The organism is Streptomyces sp. NPDC017991, from assembly GCF_044328075.1.
In the GTDB taxonomy this organism is placed as follows: domain Bacteria; phylum Actinomycetota; class Actinomycetes; order Streptomycetales; family Streptomycetaceae; genus Streptomyces.
In genome coordinates this window covers 91,832-110,975 of record NZ_JBIRGP010000018.1, presented here as the reverse complement: position 1 = coordinate 110,975, position 19,144 = coordinate 91,832, and the positions used below count along the sequence as shown (strand labels likewise).

The 19,144-nt window shown below is 69.4% G+C and carries 18 protein-coding genes; 6 read left to right on the top strand and 12 right to left on the bottom strand.

Going from position 1 to position 19,144, the window contains the following annotated elements; all coding sequences use genetic code 11:
* Nucleotides 1-6 precede the first annotated feature (6 nt).
* The 6 genes from thpD to ACH4DZ_RS39760 all read right to left on the bottom strand — a co-directional run bounded on the left by thpD (nucleotide 7) and on the right by ACH4DZ_RS39760 (nucleotide 5,890).
* On the bottom strand, nucleotides 7-894 hold the full coding sequence (gene thpD / locus ACH4DZ_RS39785; protein WP_398293843.1) for an ectoine hydroxylase: 888 nt from the start codon (nucleotides 892-894) through the stop codon (nucleotides 7-9).
* A gap of 3 nt (nucleotides 895-897) precedes the next feature.
* On the bottom strand, nucleotides 898-1,302 hold the full coding sequence (locus ACH4DZ_RS39780; protein ID WP_107017720.1) for an ectoine synthase: 405 nt from the start codon (nucleotides 1,300-1,302) through the stop codon (nucleotides 898-900).
* A 47-nt stretch (nucleotides 1,303-1,349) separates the two neighbouring features.
* Nucleotides 1,350-2,621, bottom strand: coding sequence for a diaminobutyrate--2-oxoglutarate transaminase (gene ectB / locus ACH4DZ_RS39775; protein WP_398293840.1), 1,272 nt, complete (start codon nucleotides 2,619-2,621; stop codon nucleotides 1,350-1,352).
* A 26-nt stretch (nucleotides 2,622-2,647) separates the two neighbouring features.
* Nucleotides 2,648-3,187: a diaminobutyrate acetyltransferase gene (gene ectA, locus ACH4DZ_RS39770; protein ID WP_398293838.1), complete on the bottom strand. Its 540-nt coding sequence runs from the start codon at nucleotides 3,185-3,187 to the stop codon at nucleotides 2,648-2,650.
* Nucleotides 3,188-3,522: 335 nt separating this feature from the next.
* Nucleotides 3,523-4,131 carry a DUF1349 domain-containing protein gene (locus ACH4DZ_RS39765; protein ID WP_398293836.1) on the bottom strand — a complete coding sequence of 203 codons (609 nt, stop codon included), beginning with the start codon at nucleotides 4,129-4,131 and terminating at the stop codon, nucleotides 3,523-3,525.
* Nucleotides 4,132-4,360: 229 nt separating this feature from the next.
* The gene (locus tag ACH4DZ_RS39760) at nucleotides 4,361-5,890 is read right to left on the bottom strand and encodes an aldehyde dehydrogenase (NADP(+)) (RefSeq protein WP_398293835.1); all 1,530 of its coding nucleotides are present in this window, start codon (nucleotides 5,888-5,890) and stop codon (nucleotides 4,361-4,363) included.
* Nucleotides 5,891-6,021: 131 nt separating this feature from the next.
* Here ACH4DZ_RS39760 and ACH4DZ_RS39755 point away from each other — a divergent pair, with 131 nt between their 5' ends.
* The 3 genes from ACH4DZ_RS39755 (at nucleotide 6,022) to ACH4DZ_RS39745 (ending at nucleotide 8,895) form a co-directional block, all read left to right on the top strand.
* Nucleotides 6,022-6,795, top strand: coding sequence for an IclR family transcriptional regulator (locus tag ACH4DZ_RS39755; RefSeq protein ID WP_138048348.1), 774 nt, complete (start codon nucleotides 6,022-6,024; stop codon nucleotides 6,793-6,795).
* 1 nt (nucleotide 6,796) lies between these two features.
* A complete protein-coding gene (locus ACH4DZ_RS39750; RefSeq protein ID WP_398293831.1) occupies nucleotides 6,797-7,294 on the top strand; it encodes a GNAT family N-acetyltransferase in 498 nt (165 codons plus the stop codon).
* Between the two features lie 149 nt (nucleotides 7,295-7,443).
* Nucleotides 7,444-8,895: a peptidoglycan D,D-transpeptidase FtsI family protein gene (locus ACH4DZ_RS39745; protein WP_398293828.1), complete on the top strand. Its 1,452-nt coding sequence runs from the start codon at nucleotides 7,444-7,446 to the stop codon at nucleotides 8,893-8,895.
* A 149-nt stretch (nucleotides 8,896-9,044) separates the two neighbouring features.
* Here the strand turns inward: ACH4DZ_RS39745 and ACH4DZ_RS39740 are convergent, their stop codons facing one another.
* Complete coding sequence (locus tag ACH4DZ_RS39740) at nucleotides 9,045-10,496, bottom strand: NCS2 family permease (RefSeq protein WP_398293827.1); 1,452 nt, start codon at nucleotides 10,494-10,496, stop codon at nucleotides 9,045-9,047.
* Nucleotides 10,497-10,616: 120 nt separating this feature from the next.
* Here ACH4DZ_RS39740 and ACH4DZ_RS39735 point away from each other — a divergent pair, with 120 nt between their 5' ends.
* The 3 genes from ACH4DZ_RS39735 to ACH4DZ_RS39725 all read left to right on the top strand — a co-directional run bounded on the left by ACH4DZ_RS39735 (nucleotide 10,617) and on the right by ACH4DZ_RS39725 (nucleotide 12,900).
* Nucleotides 10,617-11,195 (top strand): SigE family RNA polymerase sigma factor, encoded by a 579-nt coding sequence (locus ACH4DZ_RS39735; protein WP_398293825.1) that lies wholly within the window; start codon nucleotides 10,617-10,619, stop codon nucleotides 11,193-11,195.
* Nucleotides 11,192-11,974 carry a hypothetical protein gene (locus ACH4DZ_RS39730; protein ID WP_398293823.1) on the top strand — a complete coding sequence of 261 codons (783 nt, stop codon included), beginning with the start codon at nucleotides 11,192-11,194 and terminating at the stop codon, nucleotides 11,972-11,974. Before ACH4DZ_RS39735 ends, ACH4DZ_RS39730 begins: the two co-directional genes overlap by 4 nt.
* Before the next feature lie 98 nt (nucleotides 11,975-12,072).
* Nucleotides 12,073-12,900 (top strand): pectate lyase, encoded by an 828-nt coding sequence (locus tag ACH4DZ_RS39725; RefSeq protein ID WP_107017711.1) that lies wholly within the window; start codon nucleotides 12,073-12,075, stop codon nucleotides 12,898-12,900.
* A gap of 135 nt (nucleotides 12,901-13,035) precedes the next feature.
* On the opposite strand, the gene ACH4DZ_RS39720 is transcribed toward ACH4DZ_RS39725, so the two are convergent.
* The 5 genes from ACH4DZ_RS39720 to ACH4DZ_RS39700 all read right to left on the bottom strand — a co-directional run bounded on the left by ACH4DZ_RS39720 (nucleotide 13,036) and on the right by ACH4DZ_RS39700 (nucleotide 19,021).
* A complete protein-coding gene (locus ACH4DZ_RS39720; protein WP_398293821.1) occupies nucleotides 13,036-14,148 on the bottom strand; it encodes a right-handed parallel beta-helix repeat-containing protein in 1,113 nt (370 codons plus the stop codon).
* A 93-nt stretch (nucleotides 14,149-14,241) separates the two neighbouring features.
* Nucleotides 14,242-15,477 (bottom strand): dienelactone hydrolase family protein, encoded by a 1,236-nt coding sequence (locus tag ACH4DZ_RS39715; protein ID WP_398293819.1) that lies wholly within the window; start codon nucleotides 15,475-15,477, stop codon nucleotides 14,242-14,244.
* Nucleotides 15,461-16,567: a pectinesterase family protein gene (locus tag ACH4DZ_RS39710; RefSeq protein ID WP_398293817.1), complete on the bottom strand. Its 1,107-nt coding sequence runs from the start codon at nucleotides 16,565-16,567 to the stop codon at nucleotides 15,461-15,463. The genes ACH4DZ_RS39715 and ACH4DZ_RS39710 overlap by 17 nt, the downstream gene beginning before the upstream one ends.
* A 1-nt stretch (nucleotide 16,568) precedes the next feature.
* Nucleotides 16,569-17,690, bottom strand: a complete 1,122-nt coding sequence (locus ACH4DZ_RS39705) for a pectinesterase family protein (RefSeq protein ID WP_398293815.1) — start codon at nucleotides 17,688-17,690, stop codon at nucleotides 16,569-16,571.
* 2 nt (nucleotides 17,691-17,692) lie between these two features.
* The gene (locus tag ACH4DZ_RS39700; RefSeq protein WP_398293813.1) at nucleotides 17,693-19,021 is read right to left on the bottom strand and encodes a polysaccharide lyase family 1 protein; all 1,329 of its coding nucleotides are present in this window, start codon (nucleotides 19,019-19,021) and stop codon (nucleotides 17,693-17,695) included.
* Nucleotides 19,022-19,144: the final 123 nt, after the last annotated feature.

Sequence of the window (19,144 nt, the reverse complement as noted above, 5' to 3'; positions counted from 1 at the left end):
CGAAGATCACTTCACCGGGGTGAAGTCCGTCGACCCGATGAACTCGGGGCGGCGTACCGGCGCCGCGAACGGCTCCACCGCCGCGTTCTCCACGCTGTTGAACACGATGAAGACGTTCGAGCGCGGGAACGGCGTGATGTTGTCGCCCGAACCGTGCATGCAGTTGCAGTCGAACCAGGTCGCCGAGCCGGCGCGGCCCGTGAAGAGCTTGATGCCGTGCTGGGAGGCGAACTTGGTGAGCGCCTCGTCGGAGGGCGTGCCCGCGTCCTGCATCTGCAGCGACTTCTTGTAGTTGTCCTTCGGCGTGGCTCCGGAACAGCCGAGGAACGTGTGGTGCGACCCCGGCATGATCATGAGACCGCCGTTGGTGTCGTGGTTCTCGGTCAGCGCGATCGAGACGGACACCGTCCGCATGTTCGGCAGACCGTCCTCGGCGTGCCACGTCTCGAAGTCCGAGTGCCAGTAGAAGCCGCTGGCGCCGAAGCCGGGCTTGACGTTGATCCGCGACTGGTGCACGTACACGTCGGAGCCGAGGATCTGCCGGGCGCGGCCCACCACACGCTCGTCGCGCACCAGCCGGGCGAAGATCTCGCTGGTCTTATGGACCTCGAAGACCGAGCGGATCTCCTGCGACTGCGGCTCGACGATCGAGCGCTCGTCCGCGCGGATCGCCGGGTCGGTGACCATGCGCTCCAGCTCGGCCCGGTAGAGCGCCACCTCGTCGTCGTCGATGAGCTGCTCGACCGCGAGGAAACCGTCCCGCTCGTACCCCTGGAGGTCGGCCGCCGGGATCGGCCCCGGCGCGCCCGGTTCGCTCCACACGACCGGGTCCTGCCGGGGTACGGACACCTCACTGGTGCCGCGGCTGGGATACAGGTCGGTGATGGTCGTCATCGTTCAGACCTCCTCGGGTTCGGTCAGCAGGGGGTAGACGCCGTTCTCGTCATGGTCCTCCCGTCCGGTCACCGGCGGATTGAAGACACAGATGCAGCGGAAATCCTCCTTGATCCGCATCGTGTGCCTCTCGTGGCCGTCGAGGAGGTAGGTGGTGCCCGGCGTGATGGTGTACTTCTTGCCGGTCTCGTCGTCGGTGAGTTCGGCCTCGCCCTCCACGCAGACGACGGCCTCGATGTGGTTCGCGTACCACATCGACGTCTCCGTACCCGCGTACAGGATCGTCTCGTGCACCGAGAAGCCGACCCGCTCCTTCGCGAGGACGACGCGCTTGCTCTCCCAGGTGCCCGACGCCGATTTCACGTGTCGGTCAGTGCCTTCGATCTCCTTGAACGAACGGACTATCACGGTGGTACGAAGCCTCCTTCAGGCTGGCGTGCAGGGGGTGGGGTGGTTCAGGCCGTCTCGCGGACGGCACGGGCGAGGGTGCGGAGCCCCTCGTCCAGCTCGTCGGGTGTGATGGTGAGCGCCGGGAGGAGTTTCACGACCTCGCTCTCCGGGCCCGACGTCTCGATCAGCAGGCCGAGTTCGAAGGCGCGGTGCGCCACGCGGCCGGCCCGCGCCTTGTCGTGGAACTCCATGCCCCAGACGAGGCCCCGGCCGCGGTACTCCTTCACGTCGGCGAGGTTCTCCTCGGTGATGGAGATCAGCGCCTGCTCGACCTGCTCCCCGCGGGTGCGGGTCTGCTTCTCCATGGCGGGCCCGTCGGACCAGTACGTCTGGAGGGCGGCGGCGGCCGTCACGAACGCGGGGTTGTTGCCGCGGAACGTGCCGTTGTGCTCGCCCGGCTCCCAGATGTCCAGCTCGGGCTTGAACAGGCACAGGGACATGGGCAGCCCGTACCCGCTGATCGACTTGGAGACGGTCACGATGTCGGGCACGATCCCCGCCTCCTCGAAGGAGAAGAAGGCGCCCGTACGGCCGCAGCCCATCTGGATGTCGTCGACGATCAGCAGCATGTCCTGGCGCTCGCACAGCTCGGCGAGGGCGCGCAGCCACTCGACGCGGGCGACGTTGATGCCGCCCTCGCCCTGCACGGACTCGACGATCACGGCGGCGGGCTTGTTGAGGCCGGAGCCCTGGTCCCCGAGGAGCCGCTCGAACCAGAGGAAGTCCGGGACCTGGCCGTCGAAGTAGTTGTCGAACGGCATCGGCGTGCCGTGCACGAGCGGGATGCCGGCGCCGGCCCGCTTGAAGGCGTTGCCGGTCACGGCGAGCGAGCCGAGCGACATTCCGTGGAAGGCGTTGGTGAAGGAGACGATGGACTCCCTCCCCTTGACCTTGCGGGCCAGCTTCAGCGCGGACTCGACGGCGTTGGTGCCCGTCGGGCCGGGGAACATGACCTTGTACGGCAGGTCGCGCGGGCGCAGCACCAGGTTCTGGAAGGACTCCAGGAAGCTGCGCTTGGCGGTCGTCGACATGTCGAGGCCGTGTGTGACGCCGTCGCGCTCCAGGTAGTCGAGCAGGGCCCGTTTCAGTACCGGGTTGTTGTGTCCGTAGTTGAGCGAGCCGGCACCCGCGAAGAAGTCCAGGTACTCATGGCCGTCCTCGTCGTACATGCGGCTGCCCCGCGCGCGGTCGAAGACGGTGGGCCAGCTGCGGCAGTAGCTGCGGACCTCCGACTCCAGGGTTTCGAAGACGCTCAGGTCGGGCTGGGTGATGGTCACGGCGGTACTCCTAGGGCGTGGGGGGTTCAGAAGGACAGGGGGCCGATGCGGTACAGCACTTCGGGATCGTGCGGGCCGTCGGGGAACTGCCCTGTCTCGAACAGGACCTCACGCTCGACGGTCGCACCGTGTCGCGCGGCGTACGAGGTGAACAGCCGCTCGGACGCGGTGTTGCCCGGGGAGATCGTGGTTTCCATGGAGGTCAGCTCGTGCCGGCCGGCGACCTGGCGGGTCAGCCCGTCCAGGAGCGCGGCGGCGAGACCGCGGCCGCGCTGCGCCGCGTCGACGGCCACCTGCCACACGAGAAGCGTGTGCGGGCGCTCGGGCCGGATGTAACCGGTGACGAAGGCGACGGGGTCTCCGTCGGCCGTACGCGCCACCGCGGAGGTGCCGGCGAAGTCACGGCACCACAGCAGGTAGCTGTAGGAGGAGTTCAGGTCGAGGGTCCCGGAGTCCTTGGCAATGCGCCAGAGTGCGGCTCCGTCGTCCACGTGCGGACGGTCGATCCGCAGCCCTTCTGGCATTTCCAGGAATTCCGCTTGCAGGTCTGCTTGTGCGGCGGTCATGTCGATTGAATTTACCCAGCAAAAGTTGAAATCGCATCGCCGAGTGGGGTTACACAAGCAGGGCGTATGTGTTATCACGCGGGCGCGGGCCGCGCGTGGGGCTGGCCGAAAGCGCCACTTTGTCCGGGAAATACCGGACAAAGTGGCGTGGTTGTGTATTGCGTCACAAGGACTTAACCGCCGCGAGACCCGTCCGAATTACGAGATCGAGCTTCGCAAAACTCGGGTGTTTAGGTTCCAAGGAATCGGGCAGAAGCTTAAGGAAAACCCTAAGCAAATAAAAGCAGAATTGCGCCTGCATTCAAAGCGTGCCCGGAAATGGGAGGGCGCGGAAATCAGTGACCGTCCCTCAGGTCGGCCGGCCAGTCCGGGCGGAACTCGATGTGGTCGTACGTGACCACGCAGCCCTCGCCCATGGGCGCCTGGGTCATGAAGCCGACGAGGGCGGCCCCGGTCTCCTTCTCCTCGCCCAGGGTGAAGAGCCGGACGAAGGTCCAGCGCTCGCCGTCCTTCGAGGCGTGGAAGGCGAAGGCGCGGCCGGTGCGGCTGATCCGGAGCCAGACGGAGCTGCCGTCGACCGTGAAGGAGTTCGCGTCGTCGGAGTGCCCCCGGGTGACGACCGTGCAGACGGTGGGGACGTCCGGGGAGTTCTCCAGGCAGAGCTTGGCCCAGGCGCGCTCCCCCACGTGCGCGTAGAGGACGCCGGCGTCGAAGGCCCCGGCGAAGCCGACCGTCACGCGGGCGATGAGCTGGAAGTCCCCCTCGGGCGCCCCCAGCAGCCTGGGCGCGTCGGACGCGGGGTCAAGCCCTTCGTCGGTGGGCGGCACGAACCGGTCCTGCCGGGCCCCGGCCCACCCGGTGAGCACCCCGCCCTCGTACGACCAGTGCCCGTCGGGCCCGTACGACCGAAGCGAAAAGGGAAGTTCAGGTATTTTCACGTCCATCCACAGAGTCTGCCAGCTCCCCGGGCCCCTGATGGGCGCGGGGAACGGCGCGAGCTTGTGTCTTGAGGGGCGCGGGGAACTGCGCGGGCGACCACAGCGGACCGGCACCCGGCTGACCGGCCGCGGCCCCAACGGCGCCCTCCAGGGGCGCGGGGAACTGCGCGGGCGACCACAGCGGGCCCGCAGCCGACACACCGGCCACGGGCCCGACGGCGCAAAAAGAGAGCGGCTACCTCTCAAGCCGCCCGTCGTACCGCCGAGGCAACCCCAGCGGGTTGGAATCCCGCAGCTCCGCCGGCAGCAACGCCTCAGGCGCGTTCTGGTACGCCACAGGCCGCAGCCACCGCTCGATGGCGGTCCCGCCCACAGACGTGGACGTGGACGTCGTGGCCGGATACGGCCCCCCGTGCTGCTGGGCCGGAGCCACCGCGACCCCCGTGGGCCACGCGTTCACGACCACCCGCCCCGCGAGCGGCGTGAGCTCCGCGAGGATCTCCGCGCCACGCCCCTCACCGGCCTCCTCCTCCGTGGAGAGGTGCACCGTCGCGGTGAGGTTGCCGGGCAGCCGCGCGAGCACCGCGTTCGCCTCGGCCTCGTCCTCGTAGCGCGCGACCACCGTCACCGGCCCGAAGCACTCTTCGAGGAGCAGGTCGTACTCGCCCTCGGCGGCCAGCTTCTGCGCGGAGACCGTCAGGAAGCCGGCGCTCACCGTGTGCTCACCGCCCGCACCCGGCGTCACCGGCGCGTCCACGCCGGACAGCCCCGCACGCTCGGCGACACCCGCGACGAAGTTGTCGCGCATGCGGTGGTCGAGGAGGACCCCCGCCTCGGTGTCGCTCACCGCGTCCGTCAGGGACTTCAGCAGACGGTCGCCCGCCGCGCCGGCCGGCGCCAGCACCAGGCCCGGCTTCACGCAGAACTGGCCGACGCCCAGCGTCATGGAGCCCGCGAGCCCCGTACCGATCGCCTCGGCGCGCTCGGCGGCGGCGGCCTCGGTGATCACGACCGGGTTGAGCGATCCCAGCTCGCCGTGGAACGGGATCGGCGCGGGCCGCGCCGCCGCAGCGTCGAAGAGGGCGCGTCCACCGCGTACCGAACCGGTGAATCCGGCGGCCGACACCAGCGGGTGCTTGACCAGCTCGACGCCCGCCTCGAAGCCGTGGACGAGGCCCAGGACGCCGTCCGGGACGTCATGCTGGGCCGCGGCCCGGCGCACGACGGAAGCGACCAGCTCGGACAGACCGGGGTGGTCGGGGTGCGCCTTGACGACGACCGGGCAGCCCGCGGCGAGCGCGCTCGCGGTGTCGCCGCCGGCCACCGAGAAAGCGAAGGGGAAGTTCGAGGCCGAGTAGACGGCGACGACACCCAGCGGCACCTTGTAACGGCGCAGATCCGGGATCGGCGGCGTCGCGGTGGCGTCGGGGTGGTTGATCACGACGCCGAGGAACTCGCCCTCGTCGACGATGTCCGCGAAGGCCCGCAGCTGGTAGCAGGTGCGGGCGAGTTCGCCGGTGAGCCGGACCGGGCCGAGCGCGGTCTCCGCGTCGGCCGCCTCCACGAGGTGCTCCTTGGCGCCTTCGAGCAGGTCGGCCGCGGTACGCAGGAAGGCCGCGCGGACCGTGCGGTCGGCGAGAGCCCCCCGGGCGGCGTGCGCGGCGCGGACGTCCTCGTCCACCTCCTGGGCTGTGGCTTCCACCGCAACCTGCTCGCGCTGCTTCCCGGTTCGGGGGTCGACACTCCAGACTGGTGCTGCTGCCACCGCGGGTCCCTCCAGATGTAATGCCGAAGTACATGTGCCACGCACCAGGGGCGTTCGATATGCTGAACGCTGTCTCTGATGGTGAATATGCTGTCGAGACTATTTCCCGGCGAACTAGGGGGTCAAGGCCGATGTCGGCAGGCGAGACGGGCGGCGGAGCACAGGTCAAGTCCGCGGTGCGGACGGTTGAATTGCTTGAGTACTTCGCCGGACGCCCCGGTATGCACTCCCTGGCCGCCGTGCAGGAGGCCGTCGGGTATCCCAAGTCCAGTCTCTACATGCTGCTGCGCACGCTGGTCGAGCTCGGCTGGGTCGAGACCGACGCGACGGGCACGCGGTACGGCATCGGCGTACGGGCACTGCTCGTCGGTACCTCGTACATCGACGGTGACGAGGTCGTCGCGGCGGCGCGGCCGACGCTGGACCGCCTCTCCGACGACACGACGGAGACGATCCACCTGGCCCGCCTCGACGGCACGAACGTCGTCTACCTCGCGACCCGCCAGTCCCAGCACTATCTGCGCCCCTTCACGCGCGTGGGGCGCCGGCTGCCCGCCCACTCCACGTCCCTCGGCAAGGCGCTCCTCGCGACCCACACCGACGAGCAGGTACGGAAGCTGCTGCCGGAGACGTTGCCCGCGCTGACCGAGCACACGATCACCGACCGGGAGAAGCTCATCGAGGAGCTGCACCAGGTGCGGGAGCAGGGGTTCGCGGTGGACCGCGAGGAGAACACGCTGGGGCTGCGCTGCTTCGGCGTGGCGATCCCCTACCGGACGCCCGCGCGGGACGCGATCAGCTGCTCGGTGCCGGTGGCGCGGCTGACGCCCGCGCACGAACAGATGGTGAAGGACGCGCTGTTCGACGCGCGGGACCGGTTGACGCTCGCGACCCGGAGGCTCTGACATGTCCGGCCTGTCCCACCCCTCCCCCGTCGAGGTCGAGCTCCGCGAGGTCCACGACAGTGATCTGCCGGTGTTCTTCCGGCAGACGAACGATCCCGAGTCCGCGCGGATGGCCGCCTTCACGCACAAGGACCCGACCGACCGGGACGCCTTCGACGCCCACTGGAAGCGGGTCCGGGCCTCGTCCGCCGTGAACCGCACGATCCTCGTCGACGGGGATGTCGTCGGCAGCGCGGCGGTGTACGGGGAACCGGGTGAGCGCGAGGTGACGTACTGGATCGATCGCGCGTACTGGGGGCGGGGGATCGCCACGGCCGCGTTGCGGGCGCTGCTTGTCGCTGTGCCCGAGCGGCCGTTGTACGGGCGGGCGGCGGCGGACAACGCGGGGTCCTTGCGGGTGTTGGAGAAGTGCGGGTTCGTCGTGACCGGGCGGGAGCGGGGGTTCGCCAACGCGCGGGGGGCCGAGATCGACGAGGTTGTTCTGAAGCTCTCGGAGTGAGGGGCGGGGGCCGTGGTGCGCTGCCGGCCCGGTGGGGGCTTGTCGCGCAGTTCCCCGCGCCCCTGGGGGTGGGGGGTTCATGAACTGTGCATGAGAAAAGTGGGGCGAAGGGAACGTTCGGGGGGTTCTTGCTCGTCCTTCTGGGCGGGATGAACAAAACGATCAGGCGCGCCTCCGTCTTCACTCTGCTGCTCGTGTTCGCTCTGCTGGTCAGAGCGACCTGGGTGCAGTTCTACGAGGGCCGGGCGCTCGCAGAGGACAAGGACAACCGTCGGAACGCGATCGAGCAGTACGCGTACCCGCTCGGGAACATCATCGTGGGCGGCGACGCGGTCACCGGTTCCGCGCAGACGAAGGGCAGCGACCTCAAGTACAAGCGCACGTACACCGACGGCAGTCTCTACTCGGCCGTCACCGGGTTCAGCTCGCAGGTGTTCGGGGCCACGCAGCTGGAGGGCGTCTACCAGCAGCTGCTCGACGGTACGGACAACCGGCTGAAGAACCCCCTCGACACGGTCACCGGCAAGCGTTCCGACCCGGGCGATGTGATCACCACCATCGACCCGGACGTACAGAGAGCGGCCTACAAGGCGCTCGGTGACAAAAAGGGCGCGGCCGTGGCGATCGACCCGGGGACCGGCAGGATCCTCGGTGTCGTGTCCACCCCGTCCTACGACCCCTCGGTGCTCAGCGGGGGCGACTCCGACGCCTGGAACAAGCTGACCAAGGACTCCGAGAAGCCCATGACGAACCGGGCGCTGCGTCAGCCGCTGCCGCCGGGCTCGACGTTCAAGCTGGTCGTCGCGGCCGCCGCGCTGGAGGACGACCTGTACTCCTCGGTGGACGAGAAGACGGACAGCGAGAACCCGTACACGCTGCCGGGCACGACGACGGACCTGGCGAACGAGAGCAAGTCGGCGCCCTGCGAGAACGCGACGATCCGGGTCGCGCTCCAGTACTCGTGCAACAACGTCTTCGCGAAGATGGCCGTCGACCTCGGTCAGGACAAGCTGAAGGCGATGGCGGAGAAGTTCGGCTTCAACGACACGTCGCAGGACGTGCCCGTACGGGCCTACACGAGCGTGTACCCGTCGGACATGGACAAGTCGTCCACCGCGCTGACGGGCATCGGGCAGTTCGACGTGACCGCGACGCCGTTGCAGATGGCCATGGTGTCGGCCGCCATCGCCAACGGCGGGAAGCTGGTTTCGCCGCACATGGTGTCGCAGATCAGCGATGCGAACGGGGATGTGCTGGAGAACTACGACGACGACACGGAGAGCAAGGAGATCATCAGTTCGTCCACGGCCGAGCAGCTGCAGTCGGCGATGCGGACGGTCGTCGAGGAGGGTACGGGGACGAACGCGCGGATCGCGGGGGCGACGGTCGGTGGCAAGACCGGTACGGCTCAGCACGGCGAGAACAACAGCAAGACGCCGTATGCGTGGTTCACGTCGTACGCCAAGTCCGACTCCTCCGACAAGGAGGTCGCTGTCGCCGTGGTGGTGGAGCAGTCGGATGCGGCGCGGTCGGAAGTGAGCGGGAACGGTTTGGCCGCGCCTGTTGCTGAGGCCGTGATGCGGGCGGCTCTTCGGAATTGAGGGGTCCCCCTCCGGGGGGGGGGCGGTTTGTCGGCCGGCTGCGGGCCGGTGGGGGCTGAGCCAAAAGATTGCGCAGTTCCCCGCGCCCCTAGGTGGGGCTGCGCCCCATCAGGGGCGCGGGGAACTGCGCGAGCAACCCCCACCGGCGGTCACTTCACGTTCAGGAGCTGTTCTATCGGGTCTATCGCGAAGTAGATCAGGAACAGCACCGACGTGCCCCACAGCAACCAGTGCACCTCCTTCGCCCGGCCCAGCACCGTCTTGATGAGGACGTACGACACGAACCCCGCCCCGATCCCGTTCGTGATCGAGTACGTGAACGGCATCACCGCGATCGTCAGGAACGCCGGGATGGCGATCTCGTACCTGTCCCAGTCGATGTGCTTGACCTGCGTCATCATCAGGAACCCGACCGCCACGAGCGCCGGCGCCGCCGCCTGCATCGGCACGATCGTCAGCAGCGGCGTGAGGAAGAGCGCGCAGGCGAACAGCCCGCCCGTGACGAGGTTCGCGAACCCCGTACGGGCCCCCTCGCCGACCCCAGCCGCCGACTCGATGTACGACGTGGCGGAGGACGCGGACGACGCGCCGCCCGCGACCGCAGCGGCGCCGTCGATGAGCAGGACGCGGCCCAGGTTCGGCACCTTGCCGTCCTCGTCAAGGAGCCCGGCCTCGGCGCTGACGCCGACGACGGTGCCCATGGTGTCGAAGAAGTCGGACAGGATCAGCGTGAAGACCAGCAGCACGACGGTGATCACACTGACCTCGCCGAACGCGCCGAACAGGCTGAAGTCGCCGAGCAGTCCGAAGTCGGGCGAGGCCACCACGTCGTCGGGCACCTGGGGCGTGGTCAGGCCCCAGCTCCTGACGTCCGCGATCTCGTTGACGACGATCGCGACGGCCGTCATGGTCACGATGCTGATCAGGATCGCGCCCTTGACCTTGCGGGCGAGCAGCCCGATGGTCAGCAGCACCCCGAGGCAGAAGACCAGGATCGGCCAGCCGGTCAGCGCGCCCGTGGCACCCAGCTGCACCGGCACGGTGGTGTTGGCGGCGTCCGGTATACGGCTGACGAACCCGGCGTCGACGAAGCCGATGAACGCGATGAACAGTCCGATGCCGACACTGATCGCCTGCTTGAGCGGCTGCGGGATCGCGTACATGACGGCCTCGCGCAGTCCCGTCACCACCAGGACGCAGATCAGCAGGCCTTCGAGGACGATGAGGCCCATCGCGTCGTCCCAGCTCATCAGCGGGGCGATCTGGAAGGCGACGACGGCGTTGAGGCCGAGGCCCGCGGCGAGCGCGAGCGGCAGGTTGCCGCCGACGCCCATGATGATCGTCATCACCGCGGCCACCAGCGCGGTGGCGGTGACCAGCTGCACGCTGTCGAGCTGGTCGCCGAACTTGTCCTTGGCGCTGCTGAGGATGATGGGATTCAGGACAAGGATGTAGGCCATCGTGAAGAACGTGGCGAAGCCGCCGCGCACTTCCCGGCCGACGGTGGAGCCCCGGGCGGAGATCTTGAAGAACCGGTCGACGCTGTTGGCCTGGGGCGGTCCGGCGCCTGGCCGGTCCTCCACCTGCTGCGTTTCGGACATGGCGGATGCTCCTCGTTACCTGCGTGCCTGGTGAGCGGATGCTGGCTGGATTGTTCCCGCGTTGAACCAGTTTCAGGTTTTCATCGTGTTACAGAATGAACCGACAGGGAGAGGTCGCCCGTGGGCACTGTCGTCGACGACGCCGCCTCCGTGGAGTTCCGTGACTTCTTCGAGCGGCACTACTCCGAACTGGCCCGTCTGGCCCATCTGTTGACGGGCGAGTCGGACGCGGCCGACGATCTCGCGGCGGACGCGCTGCTCGCACTGTGGCACCGCTGGGACCGCGTGCGCGCCGCGGACCACCCGGTGGCGTACGCACGTGGGGTGGTCGCCAACATGGCGCGCAGCCGGATCCGCAGCGCGGTGCGCGAGCGAAGACGGATCACTCTGTTCTGGTCGCAGCGCGAGGACAGGACCGAGAACCCCGACGTGCCCGGCATGGTGGACGTCCAGGAGGCGCTGCGCAGACTGCCGTTCCGCAAGCGGGCGTGTGTGGTCCTGCGCCACTCCTTCGACCTCTCGGAGAAGGACACCGCGCTCGCCCTCGGTGTCTCGGTGGGTACGGTGAAGAGCCAGACGTCGAAGGGGATGGCAGAGCTGCAGCGGCTGCTGGGGTCGCAGGACGCTCCGCGGCGGATGCACGCGACGGCGATGCGTGCCGGTGGCACCGGGGGGATCAACGGGGGGAGGGGGCGATGAAGGACGTGCACGAGGAACCGCCTGGCGAACCGCACGGCGAACTGCGCTTCCGGCTGCGGGAGTCGGCCGGGTCGTACGAGCCCGATCGCGCCCGCATCCTGGCCCGCGTCGAACGCGGTATGGCCGGCGGGGAGAGCGCGCCGGGACCCGCACCGCGGCCGACCGCGCTCGGCTGGTTGCGTGTCGTCGGTGCCACGGCCGCGGTCGCCGGCGTGCTCGCGGTCGGCGGGTACGCCGTCGCGTCGGCGCTGCAGGGCGAGGCGCGGGAGGACCAGACGGTGGCGGTCAGCCCCAGTCCGGCTCCCTCGCCGGAGCGTTCGAGCCCGCCGGCGTCCCCCACCGCCGGTGGCGGCACCGGAACCCAGGACGGCCCGCTGTGGTCGGACGGATCGGTCGACCCGCACAGCAACGAGTTCTGGGCGCAGAGCAATGTGACGCTGAAGACCGACAAGCAACTCACCGCGCTGACCGTCGTGTTGAGGGTCGAGCAGACCGGCGGGGTCACCTCTGCGGGTTCCTGGCGCTCCGCTCCCGAGGACGACTTCGCGGTGTCCGTCGCCGAGAAGGACGGCTTCCTCGTCTACACGTGGACGCTCAAGCCGGGCCGTACGGTATGGCCGGGCGAGTGGGTGTTCGCGGGCCAGTACGACCACGACCGCGGTGGCCGCGACGCCGGGGACGACTCGTACACGGCCGATGCCCAGGCCGGCGGTGAGGAACGGGCGGTGGCGGGCGACTTCGCACGCGGTGGGTCCGGGTCCGACGACGTCGCCCCGTAGGACCGGGGGTCGAAAAGAATCGCGGCGCGCGGCAACCCATGCCGTCCGGGCGGCGACCAGGAGACGCAAGATCTCTCCCCACCCGAAGGAACCGGGACATGACCTCACGCGTGGAACCCCGTGCACGTCACCGCCGCAGGACCGACCGCAAGCGTGCCCTCATCGGTGGCGTGTCCGCGCTCACCCTGACGGGAGCCGCGATGTTCACCAGCACGATGATGTCGACGGCGAGCGCCGCCACCACCTGGCCGACCGCCACGGGCAGCGAGGCCGTCTCGTCGACGATCGCCGTCTCGGGCACCCGTGACGGGGGCTACAAGCGCTACTACGGCAGCGGCGACCTGGCCGGTGACGGTCAGGAGGAGGGCCAGGACCCGATCTTCCAGCTCGCCGACGGAGCGACGCTGAAGAACGTCATCATCGGCGCGCCCGGTGCCGACGGCGTCCACTGCCAGGGCAGTTGCACGCTGCAGAACGTCTGGTGGGAGGACGTCGGCGAGGACGCCGCGACCTTCAAGGGCGGCAACTCCGCCGTCTACACCGTGTACGGCGGCGGGGCGAAGAAGGCCGCGGACAAGGTGTTCCAGCACAACGGCGGCGGCAAGCTCGTCGTCTCGAAGTTCGCGGTCCAGGACTTCAAGACGTTGTACCGCTCCTGCGGCAACTGCTCGACGCAGTACAAGCGCACCTCGATCTTCAACACCGTCGAGGTGACCGCGCCGGGTTCGCGGCTGGTCGGCATCAACACCAACTACGGCGACACCGCGGCCCTGCGGAACATCACGGTCGTCGGCGACAGCAGCAAGAAGATCGTGCCGTGCCAGAAGTACATCGGCAACAACACGGGCGCCGAGCCGACGACAAACGGTTCGGGCCCGGACGGAACCTACTGCGACTACACGGCATCTGACATCACGTACCAGTGACCACAGGGTCGTTGGTCCCCACGGATCTGCTGGCCTGAGCCCCCCCTCGGCCAGTCAGAGCGACGCCCCTCACCGGTGACGGCCGGCGGGGGGCGTTCGCGTGTCCGGCGCTGGTACGTGCCGGCTCGGTCCGGCTCAGTCCATCGTCGCGCCGATCGTGGTGCTGCCCGTGGTCAGGAACGTGGTCACGGGCAGCGCGCCGCTCGACGAGCGGCTGTTGTACGTCGTCGAGGCGTCCGTGGAGCGGAACGAGGGCGTCGAGATACCGGAGTCCCAGTTGTTGCCGGCGGAGACGACCGAACTGCCCTTGCTGACCGCCGTCCCGTTGCTCACGGCCAGGTTCTTGCCGAGTTTGGCCGCGCCGGTGGCGAAGTAGTAGCCGTACTTGACGTTGGCGTAGGCGGTGGTGCGGTTGATGACGATGGCGCCCTTGTTGCTGTTCTCGGTGAAGCCGCTGCCCGCGTTGTCCCAGGCCGCCGAGTTGTTGATGACGTGGGCCACCACCTCGCCGTCGCCACCGAGTTTGTAGCCGTTGCCGTCGCCCGCGAACGCCGAGTCCGACCAGCGGTTCTTGCCGTTGCCCATGGCCCAGGTGTGCTCGACGGTGACGGGGGACGAGAAGGACCAGAAGTCGAGCCCGTCGTCCGAGTTGTTGTAGAGGCGGGCCCCGGTGATGAGGTTGCCGCTGCCGGAGCCGAACTTCACGGCGATGCCGTCCGCGTTCTCCCCGTGGGTGGCGGCGTCGTAGTGGCCGTAGGAGTCGATGTTGCGGATGGTGTTGTTGGTGGTGCTGTCACCGGTGAGCGTGAAGCCGGAGTCGCCGCCGTTGATCGTCTTGATGTTCTCCCAGACCGTCGAGGCGCACGACTGGCAGACGACCGCGCTGTCCGGCGAGTTCTGGAAGGTGATGCCCGAGACGGTCCAGTAGTCGGCGGTGAGCTTGAAGATCCAGTCCCCGTCGGGAAGGTTCGAGCCGTCGATCTTCACGGTCTCGGAGCCGTAGGGCTGCAGGGATATACGGCTGGAGGAGCTGCCGTTGGCGGTCGACTGGATGGTCGCCGTCGGGTAATAGGTGCCTGCGCGCACCTGGATGACCGTACCGGCGGTGGCGTTCTTGATGGCGTTGGTCAGGTCGGTGGTGGTGCTGACGACCACGGTGGCGGCCTGCGCCTGGGTGGGGATGACGGCGAGTCCTGCACCGAGGGCGAGAGCCGCGGTCCAGGAGAGAGCAGCGGTACGACGGGACATGGTGGGGGGACCTTTCGTCGTTCGGCGGGTGACGTGGGTGGTGCGTGCGCTATAGGGGGGGTGGCGGGGTGTGGGGGGTGGCGGGGTGAGCTGTCACAGGACGGCGTCGAGCCAGGTGAAGACCTCTTCCTGCTGGGGCGCGGTGAACACATGGCCCAGCTCGGGCCAGACCTTGGTGTGCAGGTGCTCCCCGGCATGCCGTGAGCGCCAGACGGCACGCAGCTTCTCGTAGGCGACCCGGACGCCCTCCGCGGGGAACAGGGTGTCCTGGGCGCCGTGGAAGAAGAGCGACGGCTTGGGCGCGGCGATGCTCGCCACGTCGGGGAAGTCGAGGTGCCGGGCGAGCCCGGGGTGGAGCATGCAGTACGAGGACTGACCGCGCAGGATGTTGTTGCCGGGCACCATGACCTCCTTCAGCCCGGTCATCCAGCACACGCTCGCCGCGGCCGCCACGTCGTCGCTGAGGGCGGCAGCCTGCCAGGCGCGGAAGGCGCCCATGGAGAATCCGACGGCCGCGACCCGGCGCCGGTCCACCCGGTCGAGGCCGGCCAGGAAGCCGGCGGCACGCGCGTCCTCACGGGCCATGAGTCCGGCGAGTGAGGACCCGAGGTTGAAGAAGTTGCTCGCCAGGGCCTGCTGCTGCTCGTACGTGACCGGCCCGCGGTCGCCCCAGCCGAGCGCGTCCAGGGCGAGGACCACGTATCCGCGCCGGGCCAGTTCGTCACCGACGAACCGTCCGCTGAAGTAGCGGTCCGCCCAGGCCTGCGCCGAGGCCAGCCGTGTGTCGTCGCTCCAGGGCCTGACCAGCTTCTCCTTCCCGATGTCGAACTTGGCGCCGTGGTCGTGGAGCAGGAGGACGGCGGGGAAGGGGCCGGTGCCGTGCGGGGTGAGCAGGGAGCCGCGGACGCGCTCGTACCGTGTGAGGGAGAGGGTCACCGACTCGCGGGTGTATCCGTCGGCTTCGGTTCGATCACTCTCGCCGAACACGGGCTCGTACGGGGTGCGGTCCCGCTCGACGAGCAAGTGCTCCTCGACCTTCGAGCGGGCAGCGCGCCGCCAGGCCCGGAAGTCCCTGACCGGGGAGGTGCCCCAGGCGAGCGGGAAGCGCAGCTCGTCCTTGAGGAGGGGATGGAAGTCGGGGAGGTTGCCCTCCACGATGCCCGTGACGGGTACCGCGTGGGCCGTGGGCGCTCCGGCGCCCGTCACGCCCAGCAGCGCCGCCGCCCCGGCACCCGCCACGAACGACCGCCGGCCCAGGGGCGACCGGCCCAGAGGTGACTGACCCAGGGGCGACTGACCCAGGGGCGACCGCTCAGTACCGCTGTTCATACGGCCTCCAGTCACCGAGATACGTTCCGCGGGTATGCAGGACGGCTTCCGCGGCCGTCAGCCGGGGCCGGTTCTCCGGCACCGGAACGGCGGCGCCCGGACCGGAGTTGGCGTACTCCCGGAACCGCATGGTCTGCCAGGGGTACGCCTCGCGCATGTCGATGTACGGAGCCACCGCGTCGATGCCCGGCCCGAGCCAGGTCTCCCGCACCACGAGCGACGGCCAGGCGGTCGTCTCGTAGGACGGCACCCACGGCCGGGCGATCTTGTACACGCCGTCCTCGGCGCCGGAGGTGACACGGCACCGCACGGCGAGGAAGCCGTACGGATTCGCGCGGGCCGTGGCGGGGGCGAACACCATGCCCTCCGGCCGGAAGCTCACGTCCCGGTCGAGCGTGTGCAGGTGGCAGCCGTCGAAGACCGCCCGCCCGCGCCCGAAGACGAAGTCCACGTCACCTTCGACGTAGCAGTCCCGGTAGTACTGCCGGTCGAAGGAGTCCAGCGCGGTGGTGTCCGCGAACAGGGTGTCCTGGTGGCCGAGGAACCGGACCCGCTCGAAGCGCGACCGGTCCCCCGTGACGTACGCGGCCACCGCCTGGGTCCCGGTGATCTCCGGGTGGTCGGCGCGCAGCCAGTCGTTGGCGATCGTCAGCCCCCGCACGGTCAGTCCGGGCGCCGCCGAGGTGAAGGTGGCGGAGCCCGCGGTGCCGTAGGTGCCGGAGCCGTCCGGCTTCCGCGTCCCGTTGGCGCGGTCGTACACGATGACCGCGTCCCGGGGGTCGCGGGTGGCCCCGAGAAGCGTCAAGTCCCGGACGCCTGCGGGAATGTGGACGACCTCGCGATAGGTGCCCGGATACACGACGATCGTCGGGCCGGCCCCGTGGCCGTGGCCGAGACCGTCGGCAGCGTCGCCGACCGTGGCTTCCACCGCGTCGACGGCCGCCTGGACGGAGTCGCCGGGACGGACGTGCAGCACCCGGCGGCGCGAGTCCGCGTCCGAGTCCGAGGCGGCGGCGGCCGGTGAGGCGCCGGCCGCCACAAGAGCGCCGACAGTCCCGACGGCCCTGGTGATCAAGGTCCGCCGACGCATCTCAGCACCCCTCCCGGGACCAGGGGGCCCAGTCGCCGAGGTAGGTCCGTCGGGTGTGCGAGGCGGCCTCGGCGCGGGTGAGCTGGGGCCGGTTCGCGGGGACGGTGATCTCGGCGCCCGGACCGCTGTCGCGGTACTCGGCGAACCGCTGGCTCTGCCACGGGTAGGTCGCCGACATGTTGGTGTAGGGCTCCACCGCGTCGATCCCGGCACCGAGGCGGGTCTCGCGCACGGTCAGCATGGGCCGCGCGGTGGGGTCGGACCCGGGCACCCAGGGCCGGGCCAACTTGTAGTAGGCGTCGGGCGCTTCGCTCGTCACCCGACTGCTCGTCACGAGATATCCGCGCGGGTTGGCGACCGCGGTCGAGGGTGCGAAGACGAAGCCGTACGGGGCCCCCGCGAGGTCGGTTCGTACCAGCGTACGGAAGTGGCAGTGCTCGAACACGGCGGTGGCCCGCCCGAACACGAAGTCCACGTCCCCCTCGACGTAGCAGTGCGCGAAGTACTGCCGGGCGAAGGCGGTGAGCGCGACGGAGTCGGCGTACAGCGTGTCCTGGTGGCCGAGGAACCGGCAGTGGAGGAACGCCGACCGGTCGCCCTGCACCTTGATGGCGACGGCCTGGGTGCCGGTGATCCCGGGGTGGTCGGCGCGCAGCCAGTCGTTGGCGAAGGTGATGTCGCGGGCGGTGAACCCGTCGGCCTGCACGGTCGTGGTGGCCGAGCCGGTCGTGCCGTAGGGGCCGGAGCCGTCCGGCTTCTGCGTCCCGTTGGCGTTGTCGTAGACGATCACGACGTCACGCGCTTCCTCGGAGGCCCCGAGCCAGGTCAGCTCCGTACGCGCGGCGCTCACGGCGACCGTCTCGCGGTACGTTCCCGGGGCGATGACCAGGGTGTGTCCGCTTCCGCTCGCGGCGTTCACCGCGGCCTGGACCGTCGTGTGGTCGCCGAGACCGCCGGGGTGGACGTACAGGGTCCGCTCGTCGAGCCGGGCGGACGGCGAACCGTACCGCCCGAAGGGGGACCGGCCGCGCGCGTGGGCGGTCCCCCCGGCGCCCAGCGCGAGGGCGGCCCCGACGCCGGCGACGACGAAGGACCGTCTGCTCACCCTTGTCGGCTGGGTCATGATCAACAGTCCTTTCCGGCGCCCGCGCGGCCGTCGACGATGCCGGGCACGGCACGCGGTGAGTCCACCCTGGTCCGCAGGGTGGGCGTCCACCCCGCGCCCGACTGGAGGGTCTCGGCGGGGATCTCCGCGTTGTGGACGGCGATGAGATCGGTCTTTTGGCCGTTGACGTAGTTGTTCTCGGCGGTGAGCGGAGCCTCGCTCCACTTCTTCAGGGTCTTGGCGGCGCTGACCCCGGCGGGCAGCGAGAAGGCGTTGTGGGAGGCGTACAGCTGCGAGGAGATCCCGACGCCGAAGGTGTAGCCGTACGACTGGCCCGCACGCACCACGAAGTGGTTGTTGTACGAGTCGACCTGCCCGAAGCGGACACGCGGAGCCCGCTCGACGACGCCCTCGAACCTGTTGTGGTGCAGGGTGACCTTGAGCTTGCCGGTGTCGGTCGCCCCGGCGCTGTCGCTGTTGCCGATGAGCATGGTCTTGTCGTGGTCCTCGACCGCGTTCCAGGACACCGTGACATGGTTGGCGCCGCGCACGATGTCGAGCAGGCCGTCGTGCTGCTGGTAGGTCTGGCCGAAGTACGTGGGCAGGGTGCTGTCCGGGTAACGGCCGTCGGTCAGGGTGTTGTTGGCGACCCACACATGGGTGGAGCCGTACACCACGACCGCGTCGTACTCGGAGTTCCAGGCGCCGGTGGCCGTGTCGGTCGGGTCCCACTGCGGGAAGCAGTCGAGCGGAGCCTCGATGGTGAGGTTGCGCAGGATGACGTTGTCGACGCCCTTGATCTGCAGACTGCCGCCTCTGATGCCTGCGCCCTTGCCGACGCCGACGATGGTGGTGTTGGCGGGGATGTTCACCTTGATGGCGGCGTCCTGGGCGGCGGCGGAGGCGGCCCGCAGCCCCTCGGGACTGTCGGCGGGCTCCCCGGACAGGTCGGTGTCCAGGCCCCAGTTCTCGGGCGAGTACTTCGCCAGGTAGGCGTCGAAGTCGTACCCGGGGGCGGCGAAGGAGGCACACCCCTCGGCGACCGGGTCGATGACGCCCTTGACCCTGACGATCTTCGGCGCGTCCCCGCCGGCCTTCAGCGCGGCCTTGAAGGCGTCCCAGGTGGTGACGGTGTAGACGTGCTCGGCGTCAGCGGCCGAACCTCCGGTGGTCCCGGCCCCCTCGGCGCCCCACCCGTCCCCGACGGGCAGGGTCTCCCGCCCGAGATCACGGACGTGGGAGGCCTGACCGGCTTGGGCGTGGGCGACGGTCGCTGTCGCACCGAGAGCGAGCGCGGTGCATCCGGCGAAGGCCGCTATGGCATGCGCATGCCATACAGAAGAACGCATAACTACGGTTCCTTTCAAGCAGAGAGGGGGCGATGTGGCCCGTTCGTACGTGCCGGTCCGTTGTGGCTGGTCGCGCCGTTCCCCGCGCCCCTGAAGGCCAAGGACAAAAGATTGCGCCGTTCC

Excerpts from the sequence above, each read along its gene's own strand:
- ACH4DZ_RS39715 (WP_398293819.1), bottom strand. The coding sequence starts at position 15,477 with ATGAACAGCGGTACTGAGCGGTCGCCCCTGGGTCAGTCGCCCCTGGGT.
- ACH4DZ_RS39720 (WP_398293821.1), bottom strand. The coding sequence starts at position 14,148 with ATGTCCCGTCGTACCGCTGCTCTCTCCTGGACCGCGGCTCTCGCCCTC.
- ACH4DZ_RS39750 (WP_398293831.1), top strand. The coding sequence starts at position 6,797 with ATGTCCGGCCTGTCCCACCCCTCCCCCGTCGAGGTCGAGCTCCGCGAG.
- ACH4DZ_RS39730 (WP_398293823.1), top strand. The coding sequence starts at position 11,192 with ATGAAGGACGTGCACGAGGAACCGCCTGGCGAACCGCACGGCGAACTG.
- ACH4DZ_RS39700 (WP_398293813.1), bottom strand. The coding sequence starts at position 19,021 with ATGCGTTCTTCTGTATGGCATGCGCATGCCATAGCGGCCTTCGCCGGA.
- ectA (WP_398293838.1), bottom strand. The coding sequence starts at position 3,187 with ATGACCGCCGCACAAGCAGACCTGCAAGCGGAATTCCTGGAAATGCCA.
- ACH4DZ_RS39710 (WP_398293817.1), bottom strand. The coding sequence starts at position 16,567 with ATGCGTCGGCGGACCTTGATCACCAGGGCCGTCGGGACTGTCGGCGCT.
- ACH4DZ_RS39740 (WP_398293827.1), bottom strand. The coding sequence starts at position 10,496 with ATGTCCGAAACGCAGCAGGTGGAGGACCGGCCAGGCGCCGGACCGCCC.
- ACH4DZ_RS39755 (WP_138048348.1), top strand. The coding sequence starts at position 6,022 with ATGTCGGCAGGCGAGACGGGCGGCGGAGCACAGGTCAAGTCCGCGGTG.
- ACH4DZ_RS39745 (WP_398293828.1), top strand. The coding sequence starts at position 7,444 with ATGAACAAAACGATCAGGCGCGCCTCCGTCTTCACTCTGCTGCTCGTG.
- ACH4DZ_RS39765 (WP_398293836.1), bottom strand. The coding sequence starts at position 4,131 with ATGGACGTGAAAATACCTGAACTTCCCTTTTCGCTTCGGTCGTACGGG.
- ACH4DZ_RS39725 (WP_107017711.1), top strand. The coding sequence starts at position 12,073 with ATGACCTCACGCGTGGAACCCCGTGCACGTCACCGCCGCAGGACCGAC.
- ACH4DZ_RS39705 (WP_398293815.1), bottom strand. The coding sequence starts at position 17,690 with ATGACCCAGCCGACAAGGGTGAGCAGACGGTCCTTCGTCGTCGCCGGC.
- thpD (WP_398293843.1), bottom strand. The coding sequence starts at position 894 with ATGACGACCATCACCGACCTGTATCCCAGCCGCGGCACCAGTGAGGTG.